This is a genomic window from Zavarzinella formosa DSM 19928, assembly GCF_000255705.1.
In the GTDB taxonomy this organism is placed as follows: Bacteria; Planctomycetota; Planctomycetia; order Gemmatales; family Gemmataceae; genus Zavarzinella; species Zavarzinella formosa.
Genome location: NZ_JH636444.1, coordinates 336,563 through 352,582, shown reverse-complemented (window position 1 = coordinate 352,582; position 16,020 = coordinate 336,563). Strand labels below are relative to the sequence as shown.

Here is a 16,020-nt window from a genome sequence, read left to right as displayed (position 1 = left end):
GAGTTTTTGTACAACGCGAGGTTTAGTGATTCATGGCCGGTTATTTTTTGTCCGTTGGTGGCTAAATTCCAGCCACATGTCATGTTCTAATGACCTTTGTTTATGCCGTATTCAGTCGAGATTTCTAAATATTGTGGATTTAAAACGGGGTGGCATCGAATTAGCTATTCAAGATTTCTGACGTCAATTTTGAACGGATATGGTGTTCTCAGCCATTACGCAGCCGTTGTCGTCCCTTGATCATGTGACGATCTTCTCACTGTTGTTGACGATCAATTGCCAAAGGACATTTTTTAATGGTTCCCGCCGGACGCACCCTGCCCCGCACCAGTGTGACACGACGAGGGTTTACCCTCATTGAACTGCTGGTGGTGATTGCCATCATCGCCATTTTGATCGGCCTGCTGTTGCCTGCCGTCCAAAAGATTCGTGAAGCCGCGAATCGCCTCAAGTGCCAGAACAATTTGAAACAGATTGGCCTCTCTTTTCACGGTTTCCACGACGTCAATCAAGGCTTCCCGCCACGCCGCACGGCCTTCGGCGTCGTGAACCCGAACCACGCTTACGCCGGGTGGGGCTGGTATATTCTGCCGTACATCGAACAGACCACGGTGGATGGCCAGATGAATGTCAAGTATGACTTTTATGACAGCGTCAACCAAGCAGCCGCCGCGACCAATCTCCCGGTGTTTCGATGCCCCACGTCCCCCGTCAGGCCGCAGATCACCATCTCCGCAAAGGCGTCGACCAGTTCGCTGCACACCGGAGACGGCGTGACCTACACGGCCTCGTGCGGCCTCAATGATTACATGACCAGCAACGGGGTGGCGATGCCCGCCGATGGATACGGCCTCGGATGGACGATTAACTCAAACAACAAGCGAGACGCCCTTGATGATGAACGCTTCGTGCCAATGAGTGAACACACGGACGGTCTCTCGAATAACGCCATCGTCTTCGAACAAGCGGGGCGTCCGCAAATTTGGGAACTTGGCAAGAAGGTTGGTGACGAAACGGCCAGCAACGGCAGCCGGGGAACTTGGGCCGGTTATGGTTCGATCGCGATTTGGACTTATGATCCCACCTCAGTAAGCACGACCACCGGCAAAATGACGAGGAATTCCTCCTCGACGGCGAACAGCGCCTCGATTCTCACCTGCATCCTCAATTGCAGCAACCAGCAGAGCGTTTATTCCTTCCACACCAGCGGCGCCTCCTTCCTGATGGGCGATGGTTCGGTCCGGTTTGCAACACCGAATCTGAACGGGAGGCTTCTCGCCCAATGGCTTGTGAAAGACGACGGGGAAGTCCCCGTCAGCCAGTAATCAAACGTCCCAACCTGATCGGTTTCTTCCAAACGAGGTTTGTGATGCGGGTCTTTGGGTTTGTCATGTTGCTTGGGACGATGTGCGGGCTTGGCTGCGGATCTTCTGCTCCGACTGTGAAAGAGAATCTGCCGCCGATTGCCCAAGTCCACGGCAAGGCACTCTATCGGGGCAAGCCGTTGGAAGGGATATTGGTTCAGTTCCATCCGTTGTTCGACATGGGTTCCGTCAAGTTCATCCCGGAAGGGAAGACGGCTGCGGATGGAACATTTGCCATCGAATCCGGCCACAAGGGAGCCCCCGTGGGGGAATACGCCGTGACGTTTACATATCCCGACCCGTCTTATGACCCTCAAGACGGCGGGACTCCGGCGGATCGCTGGAAAGGTCGATACTCCAGCAAAGACAAAAGCCGGTTCAAGGTCAAGGTGAAAGAAGGAGAGAATCAACTGGAAACATTCCAGATTGATTGACGCCAAACGATCTGTTTTGCAAACGCCTGCCAACAATCGCGGCGCTAGTTTTTCTCGCCGCAGGAAAGTGATATTGGAATGAACGCAGCCACCTCACCGGACCTTCAAACCCCTGTGAAGACCGAGAACCTCACCAAGCGATTTCGCCAGGGCGAATCGGTGGTGGAGGCCCTCAAGGGTGTTTCCCTGACGGTGCGAACCGGCGAATTCGTCGCCATCATGGGGGCAAGCGGCTCCGGCAAGAGCACCCTTCTGCACACGATGGCCGGTCTCACCCGGCCGGACGAGGGGCGGGTGTTGATCGCCGACACCGATCTTTCGACACTCTCGGACGCCAAACTAACCCGCTTCCGGCGACGGAAAATCGGGCTGGTATTTCAAGCATTCAATCTCATTCCAACACTCACCGCCGAGGAAAACATCACGATGCCGCTATTGACGGACGGCCGGGGCGGGCAGGCGGCCGACCGTCTCGACCCGTTGCTGGAACGGCTCGGCATCGCCGCCCGCCGCCGTCACCGACCGGACGCCATGAGTGGCGGCGAACAACAGCGGGTGGCCATCGCCCGGGCGCTCATCACCGACCCCGCGTTGGTGCTGGCCGACGAACCGACGGGTAGCTTGGATTCGGTGACCGGGCAGGCCATCTGCCGGTTGATGAAGGAATTGTGCGAGGAACAGAAGCGGACCATTATCGTCGTCACTCACGAGCCAAGCGTCGCCGCCTGGACGGAGCGGGTCGTCGTGATGAAAGACGGCCGGATTCTCACGGAGTTCCGCACCGCGGACTTTCCCGACCCCGCCGCCCTGACCGTGCATTACCAACAAGTCGTCGCCGCCAAGCCAGCCTGAGGATTCACCATGACGCTCTCTGAATTCAAAGTGTCGCTTCGGCTGGTCGCATCTCATATGCGGAAACGTCCGGGCCGTTTTCTCCTGACCAGCCTTTCCACGATTGCCGCCTCTTGCATCGTTGTGTGGGTGGTCAGCGGTTACGACTCGCTTGTGGGCCAGTTTGGCGGCATGGGCGAGGAATACGTCGGCCGGTACGACCTGCTCTTGGTCCCCGCGCGGAACCGGGAGGCGGTTTCAGCCGCTCCCGCAGGCCCCGGCGGGTTTGGTCGCGCGCCGCAATTGACGAAAGAACTGGTCGAACAGATTCGACAAGATCCGGCGGTGGCGGTGATCGACCCGGTGTTTGAAACTGCCTTGCGCGCCACCAAGATCGGCGAGACCAACGCTCCTCGTCTCCCGGTTCCGGGAGCGGGAGGCGAGGAAGAAGGGCCGGCCGCCGCCCCGGTTCCGGGTCCGGCGGCCCCTGCTTCCAAGACACCGGCCACGCCGAAAGAACCCGAGTCCGGCCCCCGGATGATGGGGGGCGTCGCCCAGCAGCGAAGTCAAAGCAAAATCCCCACAGTCGTGGGCACGGATTCGACCGAGCCGATTCACTCGGTTGTTCATGGCCAATGGTTCAATCCCAAGGACGGCGCGCAAATGGTCGGCGCGTTGACTCGGGAATCAGCCGAGCAAATGGAAATCAGCGTCGGAGACGAATTGGTGGTCGGCTCTGGATTCGGCCAAGGCCGGACGGAGACGAAAATCAAGATTGTCGCCATTGTCGAACAATCCAAACGTCTGCCGGGGCCGAGGTTCATGGTTGGCCTGCCACCGACCCAGCCCGGCGCGCTCCCCGGCGGGCCGGCTGCCAACGCCCTGTACGTGCCGGTGGCGACAGCGGAAAAGCTCGCCGCGATTCCGGCGAGGACCAGTTACGCCGGGGTCATCCTCAAACCCGGCGAAAACATTGAGGCGTTCCAATCTCGCTGGGCCGAGGCGTTCGGCTCCGCGTCCACTCCGGTCGAAGTTCGCACACCCGCGAAGGTGGACCAAGAGGTGGATAACAGCACCACTTTCAACACTGTCCGGGCGCAAGCGTACTCAGCCACCGGCATTTCGCTGTTGGCCGCTTTGTTCATCATCTTCACCACACTGAGCATGGGGGTGGACGAGCGGATTCGGCAGTTCGCCATGCTGCGAGCCGTGGCGTTGACAAAGCTACAGATCGCGTTGATGGTGGCGACGGAAAGCCTCGTGCTGGGCCTGATCGGCTGGGGCGGGGGTTTGCTGGCCGGCATGGCGTTGTTGAAAATCATGGCCCGCATCAAGCCGCAATTGCTCTCGGAAGGGGCCGACCTTGGCTGGTGGTGCGTGGCCCTGTCCGGTGTGTGCGCCTTGGGCGGTTCGATGGCTGCCTCGGTGATGCCCGCGTGGCGGGCGACCAGCGTCAGCCCGCTGGAAGCGATGGTCCCCCGGCAGAGGTCGGGTTCCGGCCGGCCGCCGTGGGTGTTGACAATCATTGGCCTGGTGTTCATCGCGATCAATCCGCTGGTCGTATTTTATGTGCCGATGCCGGACACCTCGCGTTACATGGCCGCCGCCGCGATCGGCAGCACCACCATGATTGTCGGCTTCATCATGCTGACCCCGATGGCAGTCGTCCTTACAGAGCGAATTGTCGGTCCCGTGCTGGCCAAACTCTTGTTCCTGAACACTCGGTTGCTGGCGACTCAGCTTTCCGCAAACATGTGGCGAACCGTCGGCACGACGGTCGCCATGACCATCGGCCTTGGCTTGTTCGTCGCCACACAAACGTGGGGTTATTCCATGCTCGCCGCGTTTACTCCCGGCGAGTGGGCGCCTGATTTGGTCATCTCCGTGCCCTCGGGCGCGAGCGATGAACAGGTGGAAAAATTACGTCACATTCCCGGTCTGGTCGCGGACAAGTTTGCGCCGCTGGCCGTCAAGCATGTGAAGTTCACCGACGACCCGACTGGTTCCAAAATCCGCGAGTCGGCCACTCGACAAGACAGTTGCGTGATGATCGGCTTAGACCCGGACGCGGCGTTTGGCGGGGACAAGCCATTGTTCAAATTTGAATTCGTCGAGGGGAAGCGGGACGAAGCGATTGCCAAATTGAAACAAGGCCGGTTTTGCCTGGTGCCCGATCACTTCGCCCGCGAATCCGGTTTGGGCATTGGTGGAAAGTTTGGCGTCTTTTCCGGCGGGCGCACCGGGGACCGGGTCGATTATGAGATCGCCGGCGTGGTCTCCATGCCGGGCTGGCACTGGCTGACGAAATCCGGTTTCCGGCAGGGACGCGCGGCGGGATTGATGTTCTGCGAAAGCCAGACGGTGAAGCATGATTTCAATATCACCCGTACGACGACGTTTTGGGTGAACATGGACGGCTCATCTTCGGAAGAAGACATCAAAACAGCGGTGCAAGAGATTGTCGCCCGTCCCAAGAGCGATGCACCGAACCCGGCCGAAGGTGCGAACGCAGGCAAAAGCCCGAACCCGGCCGGTGGTCGCCGGGGCCGGGGCCCTGTTCCGGGAGGCGCCGCCCCAGGAGGAGCCGGACCGGGAGGAGGAGGATTTGGCGGCCGAGTCACGTTGACATCAGCAGAGTTCGCCCGAAAAGAGATTCGCGGCCGGGCCGACAACATCATCTGGGCGCTGAGCGAACTGCCGCTGGTCACGCTTCTGGTGACGTCGCTGGGCGTCATGAACACCGTGCTGTCATCGGTTCGCGCCCGCCGATGGGACATGGGGGTGATGCGGGCGCTGGGCGTGACGCGGTTCGGATTGTTCCGGCTGATTATCGCGGAGTCGCTTTTAATTGGATTGGTGGCGTGTCTGCTGAGCCTCGGATTTGGCGCGATGGCCGGTTATTGCGGAACCGGCGTGACCCGATATGTCAACATTCGCGGCGGCCAGTACACCCCGGTGATTCTTCCGTGGGCCAAACTGTGGATCGGTTTCGGCATTGCCGTCGGCCTTTGCCTTGTCACGGCGCTTTGGCCGGCGTTCCGGGCCGGACGAACCGATCCGCTTCGGTTGCTGCAAGAAGGGCGTTCGGCGGCCTGAGGCCATTGCCCAAGCCATGCCGTCATGAGATTAAAGTCGAAGGTTGAAAAATTGCCGGGCGGGTTGGAGGACTTGTCATTCCTCCGGCCCGATCACTGAGAACTTATGGGGGACGAACGATGCGAGTCATCCAATCCTTACAGCGACGGGCTGGGTTTGCCAGAACCGACCTGACCGTTGCCATCGGGCTGGTGGTGTTGGGAACCGGATTGTTCCTGCCCAAACTTCAGGCCAAACGCACCGATGCCGCGAAGATTCAATGCCAGGAAAATCTTCGCAAAATCGGGCAGGCATCCCTCGAATTCGAGAAAGCCCAAGGTGGATTTCCGCCGCGTCGAGCCGGCTTCAACGATGGCAGCGGATACGGGGGCTGGGGATCTTATTTGCTTCCCCATCTCGGAGAAACAGAACTGGCGAAGAAATACAACCTTAAACTCGACTTCTTTGATCCGGGTAACAAGGTCGTTTCTGAAACTCAGTTGAAGACGTTTCTGTGCCCGGCAGCGCCGACCAAGCGATCCATCATGATTCAGGCCCAGTCGTCAGCCAAGACGGACAATCCGGACAAGGATTCGGTCTGGACCATCAACGCCGGAGTGTCCGACTACATCACCTCGAACGGCATCCTCGCCCCGCGCACCGGGTATGGGATGAACGCGAACGCCACGGACCAGATGCTTGGCAACCAACGACAGGCAATGGCCGATAACGTGTTCACCCCGATTTCCAAAATCACCGACGGTCTCTCCTGCACCATCTTGGTGATCGAACAAGCCGGTCGGCCGGAAGTGTGGCGGGCGGGCAAAAAGCAAGAAGTGAACAATCAGTTTGGCGCGGCTGCGAATGCCCGGGGAACGTGGGCCGGGTGGGGTTCAATCGCCTTTGGCCCCTCCGGTCCCGACGGCATCGCCCCGGCCAAGGGCGATGTCACGGATTGCTCGGTGAATTGCAATAACTGGTTTGGTATCTACGGATTTCACGAGGCCGGGGCCAACATTCTGCTGTGCGACGGCTCCGTCCGTTTCGTCGGCAAAAAACTTGACCCCCTGACGTTTATTTACCTCACCCTTCGGGACGACGGGCATTTGCTCTCGCCGACGGATTATTGACATTCCTCTTGCACGCTAGCCGGAATTGATTCATGACACCGCACCGATTTGTCTTTCTGGCGCTGATGCTGGCCGCATGGCCAATGACGGCCTACGCGGCGACTCCGGCCGACCCGGTCAAGCTGGCCTCGGTGATTGACGCCCGGTTGTCGGACCTCTGGACCAAGGAAGGTGTCCGGCCCGCCGTTATCATTGACGATGCCGCGTTTCTGCGGCGGGCAACGCTTGATCTCATCGGCCGTGTTCCGTCGGTTGCCGAAGTCCGTGAATTTCTGGCGGACAAATCACCGGACAAACGGGCAAAGCTGCTGTCTCGCCTCATCGAATCCGGCGGCCACGCCCGGCACATGGCCACCGTCTGGCGGCGCTCTTGGGTGCCGCAAGCCGACACGGCCGAGTTTGCCCGACTGACGGATGATTTCGAGTCATGGGTCGCGACCAAAGTGCAGGAAAATGTCCCATACGACCGTGTTGTTCGTGAATTGCTCACCACCCCGGTTCGCGGGGAGAATGGCTCGGACAATCGTCGGGGGTTGAGCCCGGCCGGATTTTTCGCCGCCAGTGAAAACAAGCCGGACAATCTGGCCGCCAACGCCGCCCGCGCGTTTCTCGGAGTCAATCTGGATTGCGCCCAGTGCCACGATCATCCGTTCGCCCGCTGGACCCGCAACCAGTTTTGGGAGACCGCCGCCTTTTTCGCGCCGCCGGTCCGGGAGTCCGGGAAGATGGCGATGCCCGCCACGCTAATGATTCCAAACACCAAGAAATCCGTCTCGCCGGCGTTCATCGACGGGGGCAAAGTTAATTGGCCCGAGGCGATTGGCAATGACACCGGCCGCCGGGTGTTGTCGGACTGGATGACCGGGTCGAAAAACCCTTACTTCGCCCGCAACGCCGTCAACCGGCTGTGGGCTCATGTTTATGGCAATGCTCTGGTCGAACCGCTGGATGACCTGAGCGGCGAAGCCGGAACGAGCGGCCCCAATGTCGGTTTGCTGACCGAGCTTTCGGATGCTTTTGTCGCCTCCGGTCATGATCTCAAATTCATCACGAAAGCATTGACGCTGACCAAGGCGTATCAACTCTCAGTCGTGTCCCCGGCGGGCGACGCCCCGTCCGATCCCCGCTATTTCGCCCGAATGCCGGTTCGTGGCCTGACCGGCGAGCAGCTTTATGACAGTTTGCGAACCGCCGCCGGCCGGCCGCCGGAACGGAATGACACCGGCCGGGATGCGGGGTTGGAAGCCCGCCGCCGCTTTGCCTCGCAATTTCGGGTCGGGCGTCCGGCGGGCGCCGAGCGGTCGATCATTCAGGCGTTGGCGATGATGAACGGCCGTTTCACCGCCGACCTGACTGAACCGGCCAACAATCCGACATTGGCCGGTTTGATCGACGCCCCGTTTCTCGACACGCGGGGCCGGATCGAAACCTTATTCATGGCCACTGTCGGTCGGCCGCCGTCGGAAAAGCAGGCCGCCGATCTGACCAAACTAGTTGATGAAAGCTCCGGCAGCGATCAAACCCGCGTTCTGGGCGATCTGTTCTGGGCTTTGGTCAACACCACCGAGTTCACCACCAACCACTGATCCCGAAAGGACGACGATCCATGTCTGGTTCGTTCCATATTCATCGCCGTGACTGGTTGCGCCTTTCGGCCGTCGGCGCCGTCGGCCTGTCTCAATCCGGCTGGTTGCACACGCTGGCCGCCGAGGCCAGCAAAGACCCCAAACGAAAGAGCAAGTCCGTCATCTTGTTGTGGCTTGGCGGCGGCCCGGCCACCATTGACATGTGGGATTTGAAGCCGGGACACGCCAACGGCGGCCCGTTCAAGGAAATCGACACCGCCGTTCCGGGCATCCGCATCAGCGAGCATCTGCCGAAGGTGGCCGCGAAGATGAAGGCCATCGCCATCATCCGGTCGATGGCCACCCGCGAGGGGGATCACGCGCGGGCAACGCTGGTCGGCCAGACGGGTTACACGCCGCAGGGAGCGATTCAGTTCCCGGCCCTCGGATCGCTCGTCGCCCGCGAACTGGCCGCTCAAGAGGCCGACTTGCCCGGTTTCGTCAGCATCGGCGGTGGCCGTGGCGAAACCGCGATCGGCGGTGGCTTCCTCGGGCCGCGTTACTCGCCGTTCGTGGTGTCCTCCGGCGGGCGGCGTGGTATTGTCCCTGGCGGTGATGACAACGGCGAGCCGACCGTGGAAAACTTGAACCGGCCGGCCGGGGTGTCGGCGGCGAATCAAATAAAACGGCTGGAAATGCTGGCCGGGCTGGAGAAAGACTTTGACGCGGGAGCCGGGAGTGCCGTCGCCGACAGCCAGCGGGCTTCGACCGAGCGGGCCATCCGGCTCATGCGTCCCGAGGCGGCGGCCGCCTTCCATCTCGACGATGAAAAGGACACTCTCCGCGACAGCTACGGCCGAAGCTCGTTCGGTCAGGGGTGTTTGCTGGCCCGCCGACTGGTCGAACGGGGAGTGCCGTTCGTGGAGGTTGGCCTCGGCGGATGGGATGCCCACCAAAACAACTTCACCACGGTTGAACGGCTATCGACGAATCTCGACAAGGCGTTCGCGGCTTTGCTGACCGATCTTTCAGATCGCGGCTTGCTGAAAGACACCTTGATCGTTTGTCAGGGGGAATTTGGCCGGACGCCGCGCGTCAACGGCAGCGCCGGCCGCGACCATTGGCCAGCCTCTTGGGCGGCCGTTTTGGCCGGTGGCGGCATCAAGGGGGGCCAGGCTTACGGCAAGACCAGCAAGGATGGCACGGTCGTCGAAAGCGAGCCGACCCGCACGGCGGACTTGATTGCCACAGTGGTCAAGGCCGTCGGCATCGACCCGACCAAGCAAAACATGTCCAACGTCGGCCGGCCGATCCGAATTGCCGATCCGAGTGGCAAGCCGATCAAGGAGTTGCTGTGAAACATTTGTTCACCGGCGCGGCCATCCTGGCGGCCGCTGGTTTTTCACACGCGGCCGAGCCCGCCCCCCGTCCTGCCGTTCCCGTTGAAATCGTGATCGTGGGCGAGGACAAGCTCACCCGAATCGAGCTTCAAGTGGAAGTCGACGGCAAACCGTTGTCATCGATCTGGGATGAGACCTTCAGCAAATTGTTCACTTACCATGACCGCAATGGCGATGGAGCGATGGATGCCAAGGAGGCAGCCCGGCTTCCCGCCGCCACGGCCTTGCGCCACGGCATGGGGAATGGCTTTGTCCCGCCGGTCGGGCTGGCCCCGGAGTTCGCCGAACTGGACCGCGACAAGGACGGCAAAGTGACGTCTGCCGAGGTCGCCGCCTATTATCGTTCGGCCGGTTTGGGAAATGTCCTGATCGGCGTCGGACGGTTGCCCGGCGGGGCCGAGTTGTCGGCGGAGATTCTCAAACGTCTCGACACTGACGGCGATGGCAAGGTCTCCGAGAAAGAATGGAAAGCAGCCTCCGAGACGCTGAAATCGTTGGACAAAAATGATGACGAACTGATCGGAGCCGGGGAGTTGGTCCCGAAGCTGACCTATCCGGGCGCGGCTGGATCGTTGCTCCTGACGCCTCCCGCCGCCGGGGCGTCCCCGACGGAAGCCGTGGCGAAATTGCCATTGGTCTTGCTTCCAACTGATGTGAAAGACACGGCGTGGGCCGCCGAGATCGCCCGGCGAAACAAGAAGTTTGCCGCCGCTAGTCTACCGGATTGGCGACAGAAGGAACCGGCCTTGCGTCAGGTGATCCGGCTTGGCGGCAAGGCTGAGAAAATCGAACGGTTTGCCCTCGCGGGTGATCGCATCAGAATCATGGGATGGGTGGCCGGGGGAAGACTTCCCGAAGCGGGCGAATCCGCGCGTCGTCAGTTTGCCAATCAATTCAAGAACCCCTCCGACGAACCGGAGGAAGGGGCACCCAAAGGCCGCCGTCGCGCCGGCGAGGGGTTGGAATGGCTCACTCCGATCGCCGACCGGGACGGAGACGGCAAACTCAGCCAGCAAGAGCTTGACGCCTGGCTCGATCTTCAAGAACAGATCGCCCGCGGGCAGGCAATGATCAGCATTCTGGACGCGCATACGGGCCTGTTCGAGATTCTCGACACCGACCACGACGGAGCCCTGTCTGTCCGTGAACTTCGTTCGGCTTGGGAACGAGTTCGGGAGGCGGGAGCCACGGACCAAGCAAAGATGCCCCGTATTTTGGTGGCGGTGGCGAGCCAAGGATATCCGAAGTCACTGGTGATCACCGGCAAAAGCGGACCGCCTTGGTTCAAGGCGATGGATCGCAACGGGGACGGCGACGTGTCCCGCCGGGAGTTCACCGGCACAGCCGCCGACTTCCAAAAAATCGACACTGACGGCGACGGCTTGATCAGCCTCGTTGAAGCCGAAACGTTCAAACTGCCCGCAAAGAAGTAATCCGGAAAAGGGCGAAATGATGGTTCGGAAGTGTTGGAAGAATTCGCTCGCCCGTTTCAAATGAATCAGCAAAAGCAGAGGCGTCGGCGTTTATCTCAGCAACCATTTTTGAGCCCGCCTGTTCACTCCGCCAGCCTCCATTTCATCGATCTGAGCCCTCATCCGCCAAAGCGACACCGAACCGCACACCCATCCTTTCCTGTGGGAAAAATCACTTCGGCAGGCGAACAATCAGCGGTTCGGTCTCGGTGATGACAATCAGGTGCTTTCCGTCCGGGGCAAAGGCGACTGCCTGCAAGTGTCGTTCACATTTGAACTCCTGCCGGATCGCTCCCTTGGCGTCCCAGATCAGGACACGGTCCTCCGTGGCCGACAGCACGGAGATTCCCGCCAGGCGTTCGCTGTCGGGGGAATAGACAAGAGAGGTGGCCGCATGGCCGTCGGTTTCCAGCAGGGCGGTTTTTGACAGGGCCTCTTCCTTCCGCTCAAACAGCGCCGGAACGCCTTTGGCACCGGCGACGGCGACGTTTTTCCCGTCCGGCGAAACAGCCACGCTGACCACGCGATCCGACAGCTTCAGGGAACCGGCCGGCTTGGTGTTGCCATCGGCGAGATTCCACCAGCGGAGGGATTTGTCCTGATCGCCGACGGTGGCCAGCAGCCCGCCGTCGGCCGACAGCGACAGGCAACGGGCCTGAATTTCGTGGCCGTCGAATGTCGCCACCCGGACCGGCTTGGCCTTCGACACATCCCACGCCGCCGCCGACTTGTCGCGCGCCGCCGAGTAAAGCCGGGCGCCGTCGGGTGAAAACGCCACCGTCCAAATCGGCATGTCTTTGTGGGCCGGGAAAACCATTTTCGTGGCAAGCCCCCCGCCCTCGAACTTGATCAGCCGAATTTGCCCCGCCGCCTCGCCGGCCGCCAGCGTCTTGCCATCGGGGGAGAAGGCAAGGCAGACGATCGGCTGCGGCAGTTTCAACGTCGCCGACAGGCGAGGCTTGGCGAGATCCCACATCCGCACGATTTGGTCCGGGCCGCCAAGGGCCAGAAATTTGCCGTCGGGCCGGATGGCGACGCAATCAATCTTATCCCCCCGCTGCCCCAACACTGCGATCACCTCGGCGGGCGAACCCTTGGGGGGCCGCACACCAACCGGCAATTTCTCCGGGACCAGGCCGTCCCACGGGAACACGGCCGGCGGATCGGCCGACACGACGGGAGCGGCCGAAAACATCAGCAGAGCCGCAGCGAGTCTGACGGCAAAACATGGCGAGGTCATTGGGTCCGGTTCTCTGGGCCAAAAGCAGATTGACTCAATCGAAAATGTTATGCAAACCGGATACCACTGTGGCCCGGCAATGATCGCGGCGATCAAGCCCGCAGCCGTTGCGCCACCGGTCAGGAATTGCCCGGCCTTGTCAAAAGATTGACCGGAGATGTCGGCGTTTTTGCCCGGAAACGGCCTCGCGGGCTGAAAATCAACAGAGGTATCAGATTTGCGATCTGTCCGGTTCAGTTCGTTCCGAGACTTCCTTTCGGGATCAAAATCATGATTCGCTTTCTGGCCGTCCTCGTCACCGTCGGCGTCTCCGTGGCCGCGCCCGCCCCGCGCGACAGTCAAGGCCCGTATTTCCCGATCCGGAAAGGCGACACACGGGTGTATGAGACATGTCACGGCGATTTGAAGGACGAACACACCGAAGTGGTGACCGGCGTTGAAAACCGGAAGGGAACGCTCCGCGTCACCCACGGATGGCTGAGCGACGGCGAGCCGCGCAACCTGACCACAGTCATCGTTTCAAGCGAAGGAGTGTTCAATGTGATCGCGGAGAACGCGGAGGAACAACTGCTGGCGCCCATCCTGAAGTTCCCGCTGAAACCCGGCGAATCGTGGGTGGTCGAACGGGGGCCGGACCCCTTCGGCACTCCCTTCCTGCGGAAAACCTACACCGTCGGCCGCGAGGAGGAAATCGAAGTCCCGGCGGGCCGCTACAAGACCTTCTGTATTGAATGCGTAGAAGAAATCGGAGACGCCACCTACCGGGGCAAGCAGTGGCATTCCCCCGTCGTCGGTCTGGTCAAAAGGATCGAGGAGGAACACGCGGAAACACTCAAGTCATTCATTCGGGGGAAGTAACCGGAGTCCGTTCTTGGCGAGCCGAGCAGCCTGAGTTGCCAGATCCAACCTTCCGGCGGGCGAACCCTCGCCGGACACGACAAAGAGGCTGTCCGGGGTTCCCGATGGCAGACCGAGTCTCCCGATGGCTGATATCCGCCGCTGATCGGGAGGACCAAATTGGCGCAAAGTCATTTTCAGGTGATTCTCCGGCAAATCAGCGATGTACAAATATTATGTCACTCCCAAGGCAGACTCGCAGACACCTCGGATTGCCGGATGAAACTGTACCAGTCGCTCCTCGCCTTGATCGCCGGCATGACGGACCGGGAACTGGCCAAGATCATGCAGTATCTCAAGGCTGAAAATCGCATCTTGTGTGATCGGTTGCCTGAGCGAATTCTGGTGACGCCCAAAGAAAAGCGAAAGCTCCTTCGGTTCGGAAAACCGCTCGGGGGAATGATCAGACAACTGATCACCATCGTCTCGCCCCGCACCTTCTTGCGTTGGGCGAATCAAGAAAAGAAAGATGGCGGCGGGCTCAGGGGACAGACTGCCAAGAAACGGCCGCCGGGCCGTCCCCGCCTTGGCGAAGAGGTCCAGGAGTTGATCATCCGGATTGCCTTGGAAACTGGCATGGGCGCGGGAAAGATTCTGGGGGAGTTGAAGAAACTGGGCTTCGATTCCGTCTGCCGTTCCACGATCTCGGCCATCCTGAGAGAACACGGACTGGAACCGGGACCGGATCGATCAGAGGGTTCTTGGTCGGATTTCATCCGCATCCATGCCTCGACCCTCTGGGCCTGCGACTTCTTCACCAAGACAAGCTGGACTATTCTCGGGCCGGTGACCCATTATGTCCTGCTGTTCATCCAGATCGAAACGCGGAAGATCCACATCGCCGGAATCACTACCAATCCCGACGGATCATGGATGAAACAGCAAGCCAGAAACCTCGGCATGTTCTTTGCCGACCAATCCCAAAAACCGACTCACTTGATTCTCGACAACGACACCAAGTTCACCGTCGGATTCAGCCATATCCTTGAAAGCGAGGGCATCGAACTCATTCGCACCGCCATCATGCCCCGGATCAAAACGCCTTTGCCGAACGAGCCATCCAGACCGTACCGTCAAACACGAGTGCCTTGATCACTTCTTGGTCTTCGGCGAACACCATCTCCGACACCTTCTGACGGAGTTTCTGGACCACTACCACCAGACCCGTCCCCACCAAGGGAAAGAGAACCTGACTCTGCCGGTCGCCAACGGCGAACGTCTCCGGTATGTTCCTCGTGGTGATTACGAGATCGTTTGCCACGAGAAACTCGGCGGCCTCATCAAGCACTACGAACGACGCGCGGCCTGAATCTTTTTGAAGTCAAAAACAGTATTTCTCGGGCAGTTCCACGCGCCGAAACGATCCTCGATTCTACTCGACTGAGAAACACGTCCCAAAAGTGACATTCGCAGAATCCAGAATCCATCGGTTGAGCCGAAAAACTCCGTCAGATTTGGGTGACAGAGTTTTTGTACAACTCGCTGAAACTTCAAGGTCAAAACTGGCATTTCCCGGGCGGTTCCACGCGCCCAAGTGATTCGCAACAGTTTTCCACTGAAAGACTCGTCTGAAAAGTGACATCCGTAGAAGCCAAAATCGGTCGTTCGGGTCGAAAAACCCCATCCAATTTGGGTGACAGAGTTTTTGTACAACGCGAACGCGGATATCCGCAAAATTCAAAACCGGTCGGTTGAGCCGAAAAACCTCGTCAAATTCGGGTGACAGAGTTTTTGTACAACACGGGCATCCCCAGAAGTCAGAATCGGTCGATTGAGCTGAAAAACTCCGTCCGATTTGTGTGACAGAGTTTTTGTACAACGCGGGTTAAGGCACGCTTAAGTTATGGACCTTCCATTGGCTATTTTCCTTAATTAAGGTAAGCGAACATGTCCCTTGGCCGACTGGTGAACGCAGAGTGGCCCGAAAACTCGCTTGTTGACCAACCGCTCCTTGGTTTATCCGCTCAAGTTGAAGCGTGCGGGACGTATGTGCAATCAGGAATGCGTTTGACTGCACGAATCCACGAAACTGCTCCGGGCTGAATGTGGCTTGAAATCCCTGAGTGGTTTTGCCATAAGCGACTTCAGGCTGGTTTTGTTGTAGGTCTGATAAAAAGCTCTCGGCACTTGCTTGTGCGATCGGAACCTCTTGAGTGAGATTTGCCAATCCACCCAACAAATAAATCGCCAACCCTCCGCAGGCAAGAACCAATACCAAGCCGAACCCTCCCAAGATTCCAAAGATGAGGAAAACAGGCATTGAAGACGAATGACTTTTCGGCTGTCTTGTACCCATCGCACCCTCACCAAAATTTTGACTATACTGGTCCGTTTCTTTGGGTTTAGCAATCAACAACCAGACTGGTAATTATCGTTGTTTGCTGCAAAAAACATAAAGAATATTGATACTTAATAACTAGTGTTCTGCCACACTTGAACCGTTATGGCATAGTTAAGCGAAATCGACTGGACTAGCCAACTTGTCCGTTCGCTAGTGTCTCGAAAGTGAGCAACCAAGTTTTTTCATCCATTACATTCTGCGAATAGAAAATTACGACAGGGGTATTTATTTGTCATTTCGTTTTGAAAGCAGCATAAACCAGAACAACAAC

13 protein-coding genes are annotated in these 16,020 nt (G+C 59.2%); 11 read left to right on the top strand and 2 right to left on the bottom strand.

The features are described 5' to 3' along the window. Window positions 1–296: 296 nt before the first annotated feature. The 8 genes from BGIM_RS0130450 to BGIM_RS0130415 all read left to right on the top strand — a co-directional run bounded on the left by BGIM_RS0130450 (window position 297) and on the right by BGIM_RS0130415 (window position 11,232). A complete protein-coding gene (locus tag BGIM_RS0130450; protein WP_020473461.1) occupies window positions 297–1,325 on the top strand; it encodes a DUF1559 domain-containing protein in 1,029 nt (342 codons plus the stop codon). Window positions 1,326–1,369: 44 nt separating this feature from the next. Then, window positions 1,370–1,798, top strand: coding sequence for a hypothetical protein (locus BGIM_RS0130445; protein WP_020473460.1), 429 nt, complete (start codon window positions 1,370–1,372; stop codon window positions 1,796–1,798). A gap of 78 nt (window positions 1,799–1,876) precedes the next feature. Further along, window positions 1,877–2,650, top strand: coding sequence for an ABC transporter ATP-binding protein (locus BGIM_RS0130440; RefSeq protein WP_020473459.1), 774 nt, complete (start codon window positions 1,877–1,879; stop codon window positions 2,648–2,650). Between the two features lie 9 nt (window positions 2,651–2,659). Continuing rightward, window positions 2,660–5,725, top strand: coding sequence for an FtsX-like permease family protein (locus BGIM_RS53140; protein ID WP_020473458.1), 3,066 nt, complete (start codon window positions 2,660–2,662; stop codon window positions 5,723–5,725). 119 nt (window positions 5,726–5,844) lie between these two features. Further along, the gene (locus BGIM_RS0130430) at window positions 5,845–6,834 is read left to right on the top strand and encodes a DUF1559 family PulG-like putative transporter (RefSeq protein ID WP_020473457.1); all 990 of its coding nucleotides are present in this window, start codon (window positions 5,845–5,847) and stop codon (window positions 6,832–6,834) included. A 32-nt stretch (window positions 6,835–6,866) separates the two neighbouring features. Beyond that, window positions 6,867–8,420 carry a DUF1549 domain-containing protein gene (locus BGIM_RS0130425; protein ID WP_020473456.1) on the top strand — a complete coding sequence of 518 codons (1,554 nt, stop codon included), beginning with the start codon at window positions 6,867–6,869 and terminating at the stop codon, window positions 8,418–8,420. 20 nt (window positions 8,421–8,440) lie between these two features. Further along, window positions 8,441–9,757, top strand: coding sequence for a DUF1501 domain-containing protein (locus BGIM_RS0130420; protein ID WP_020473455.1), 1,317 nt, complete (start codon window positions 8,441–8,443; stop codon window positions 9,755–9,757). After that, window positions 9,754–11,232 (top strand): EF-hand domain-containing protein, encoded by a 1,479-nt coding sequence (locus tag BGIM_RS0130415; RefSeq protein WP_020473454.1) that lies wholly within the window; start codon window positions 9,754–9,756, stop codon window positions 11,230–11,232. Before BGIM_RS0130420 ends, BGIM_RS0130415 begins: the two co-directional genes overlap by 4 nt. Window positions 11,233–11,443: 211 nt before the next feature. Here the strand turns inward: BGIM_RS0130415 and BGIM_RS0130410 are convergent, their stop codons facing one another. Further along, window positions 11,444–12,511 carry a WD40 repeat domain-containing protein gene (locus BGIM_RS0130410; RefSeq protein ID WP_020473453.1) on the bottom strand — a complete coding sequence of 356 codons (1,068 nt, stop codon included), beginning with the start codon at window positions 12,509–12,511 and terminating at the stop codon, window positions 11,444–11,446. 270 nt (window positions 12,512–12,781) lie between these two features. On the opposite strand from BGIM_RS0130410, the gene BGIM_RS0130405 reads away from it, so the two are divergent. The 3 genes from BGIM_RS0130405 to BGIM_RS58540 all read left to right on the top strand — a co-directional run bounded on the left by BGIM_RS0130405 (window position 12,782) and on the right by BGIM_RS58540 (window position 14,717). Continuing rightward, on the top strand, window positions 12,782–13,369 hold the full coding sequence (locus tag BGIM_RS0130405; protein ID WP_157369538.1) for a hypothetical protein: 588 nt from the start codon (window positions 12,782–12,784) through the stop codon (window positions 13,367–13,369). 258 nt (window positions 13,370–13,627) lie between these two features. Next, entirely contained in the window at window positions 13,628–14,500 is an 873-nt protein-coding gene (locus tag BGIM_RS58545) for a helix-turn-helix domain-containing protein (protein WP_029630871.1), read from the top strand. A gap of 7 nt (window positions 14,501–14,507) precedes the next feature. Beyond that, window positions 14,508–14,717: a hypothetical protein gene (locus BGIM_RS58540; RefSeq protein WP_020473451.1), complete on the top strand. Its 210-nt coding sequence runs from the start codon at window positions 14,508–14,510 to the stop codon at window positions 14,715–14,717. Window positions 14,718–15,233: 516 nt separating this feature from the next. On the opposite strand, the gene BGIM_RS0130385 is transcribed toward BGIM_RS58540, so the two are convergent. Continuing rightward, window positions 15,234–15,761 (bottom strand): hypothetical protein, encoded by a 528-nt coding sequence (locus BGIM_RS0130385; RefSeq protein ID WP_157369537.1) that lies wholly within the window; start codon window positions 15,759–15,761, stop codon window positions 15,234–15,236. Window positions 15,762–16,020 lie beyond the last annotated feature (259 nt).

What these genes read in the sequence shown, in the direction of transcription:
- BGIM_RS53140 (WP_020473458.1), top strand. Translation starts at nt 2,660, where the DNA reads ATGACGCTCTCTGAATTCAAAGTGTCGCTTCGGCTGGTCGCATCTCAT.
- BGIM_RS0130450 (WP_020473461.1), top strand. Translation starts at nt 297, where the DNA reads ATGGTTCCCGCCGGACGCACCCTGCCCCGCACCAGTGTGACACGACGA.
- BGIM_RS0130430 (WP_020473457.1), top strand. Translation starts at nt 5,845, where the DNA reads ATGCGAGTCATCCAATCCTTACAGCGACGGGCTGGGTTTGCCAGAACC.
- BGIM_RS58545 (WP_029630871.1), top strand. Translation starts at nt 13,628, where the DNA reads ATGAAACTGTACCAGTCGCTCCTCGCCTTGATCGCCGGCATGACGGAC.
- BGIM_RS0130425 (WP_020473456.1), top strand. Translation starts at nt 6,867, where the DNA reads ATGACACCGCACCGATTTGTCTTTCTGGCGCTGATGCTGGCCGCATGG.
- BGIM_RS0130405 (WP_157369538.1), top strand. Translation starts at nt 12,782, where the DNA reads ATGATTCGCTTTCTGGCCGTCCTCGTCACCGTCGGCGTCTCCGTGGCC.
- BGIM_RS0130445 (WP_020473460.1), top strand. Translation starts at nt 1,370, where the DNA reads ATGCGGGTCTTTGGGTTTGTCATGTTGCTTGGGACGATGTGCGGGCTT.
- BGIM_RS0130410 (WP_020473453.1), bottom strand. Translation starts at nt 12,511, where the DNA reads ATGACCTCGCCATGTTTTGCCGTCAGACTCGCTGCGGCTCTGCTGATG.
- BGIM_RS0130420 (WP_020473455.1), top strand. Translation starts at nt 8,441, where the DNA reads ATGTCTGGTTCGTTCCATATTCATCGCCGTGACTGGTTGCGCCTTTCG.
- BGIM_RS0130440 (WP_020473459.1), top strand. Translation starts at nt 1,877, where the DNA reads ATGAACGCAGCCACCTCACCGGACCTTCAAACCCCTGTGAAGACCGAG.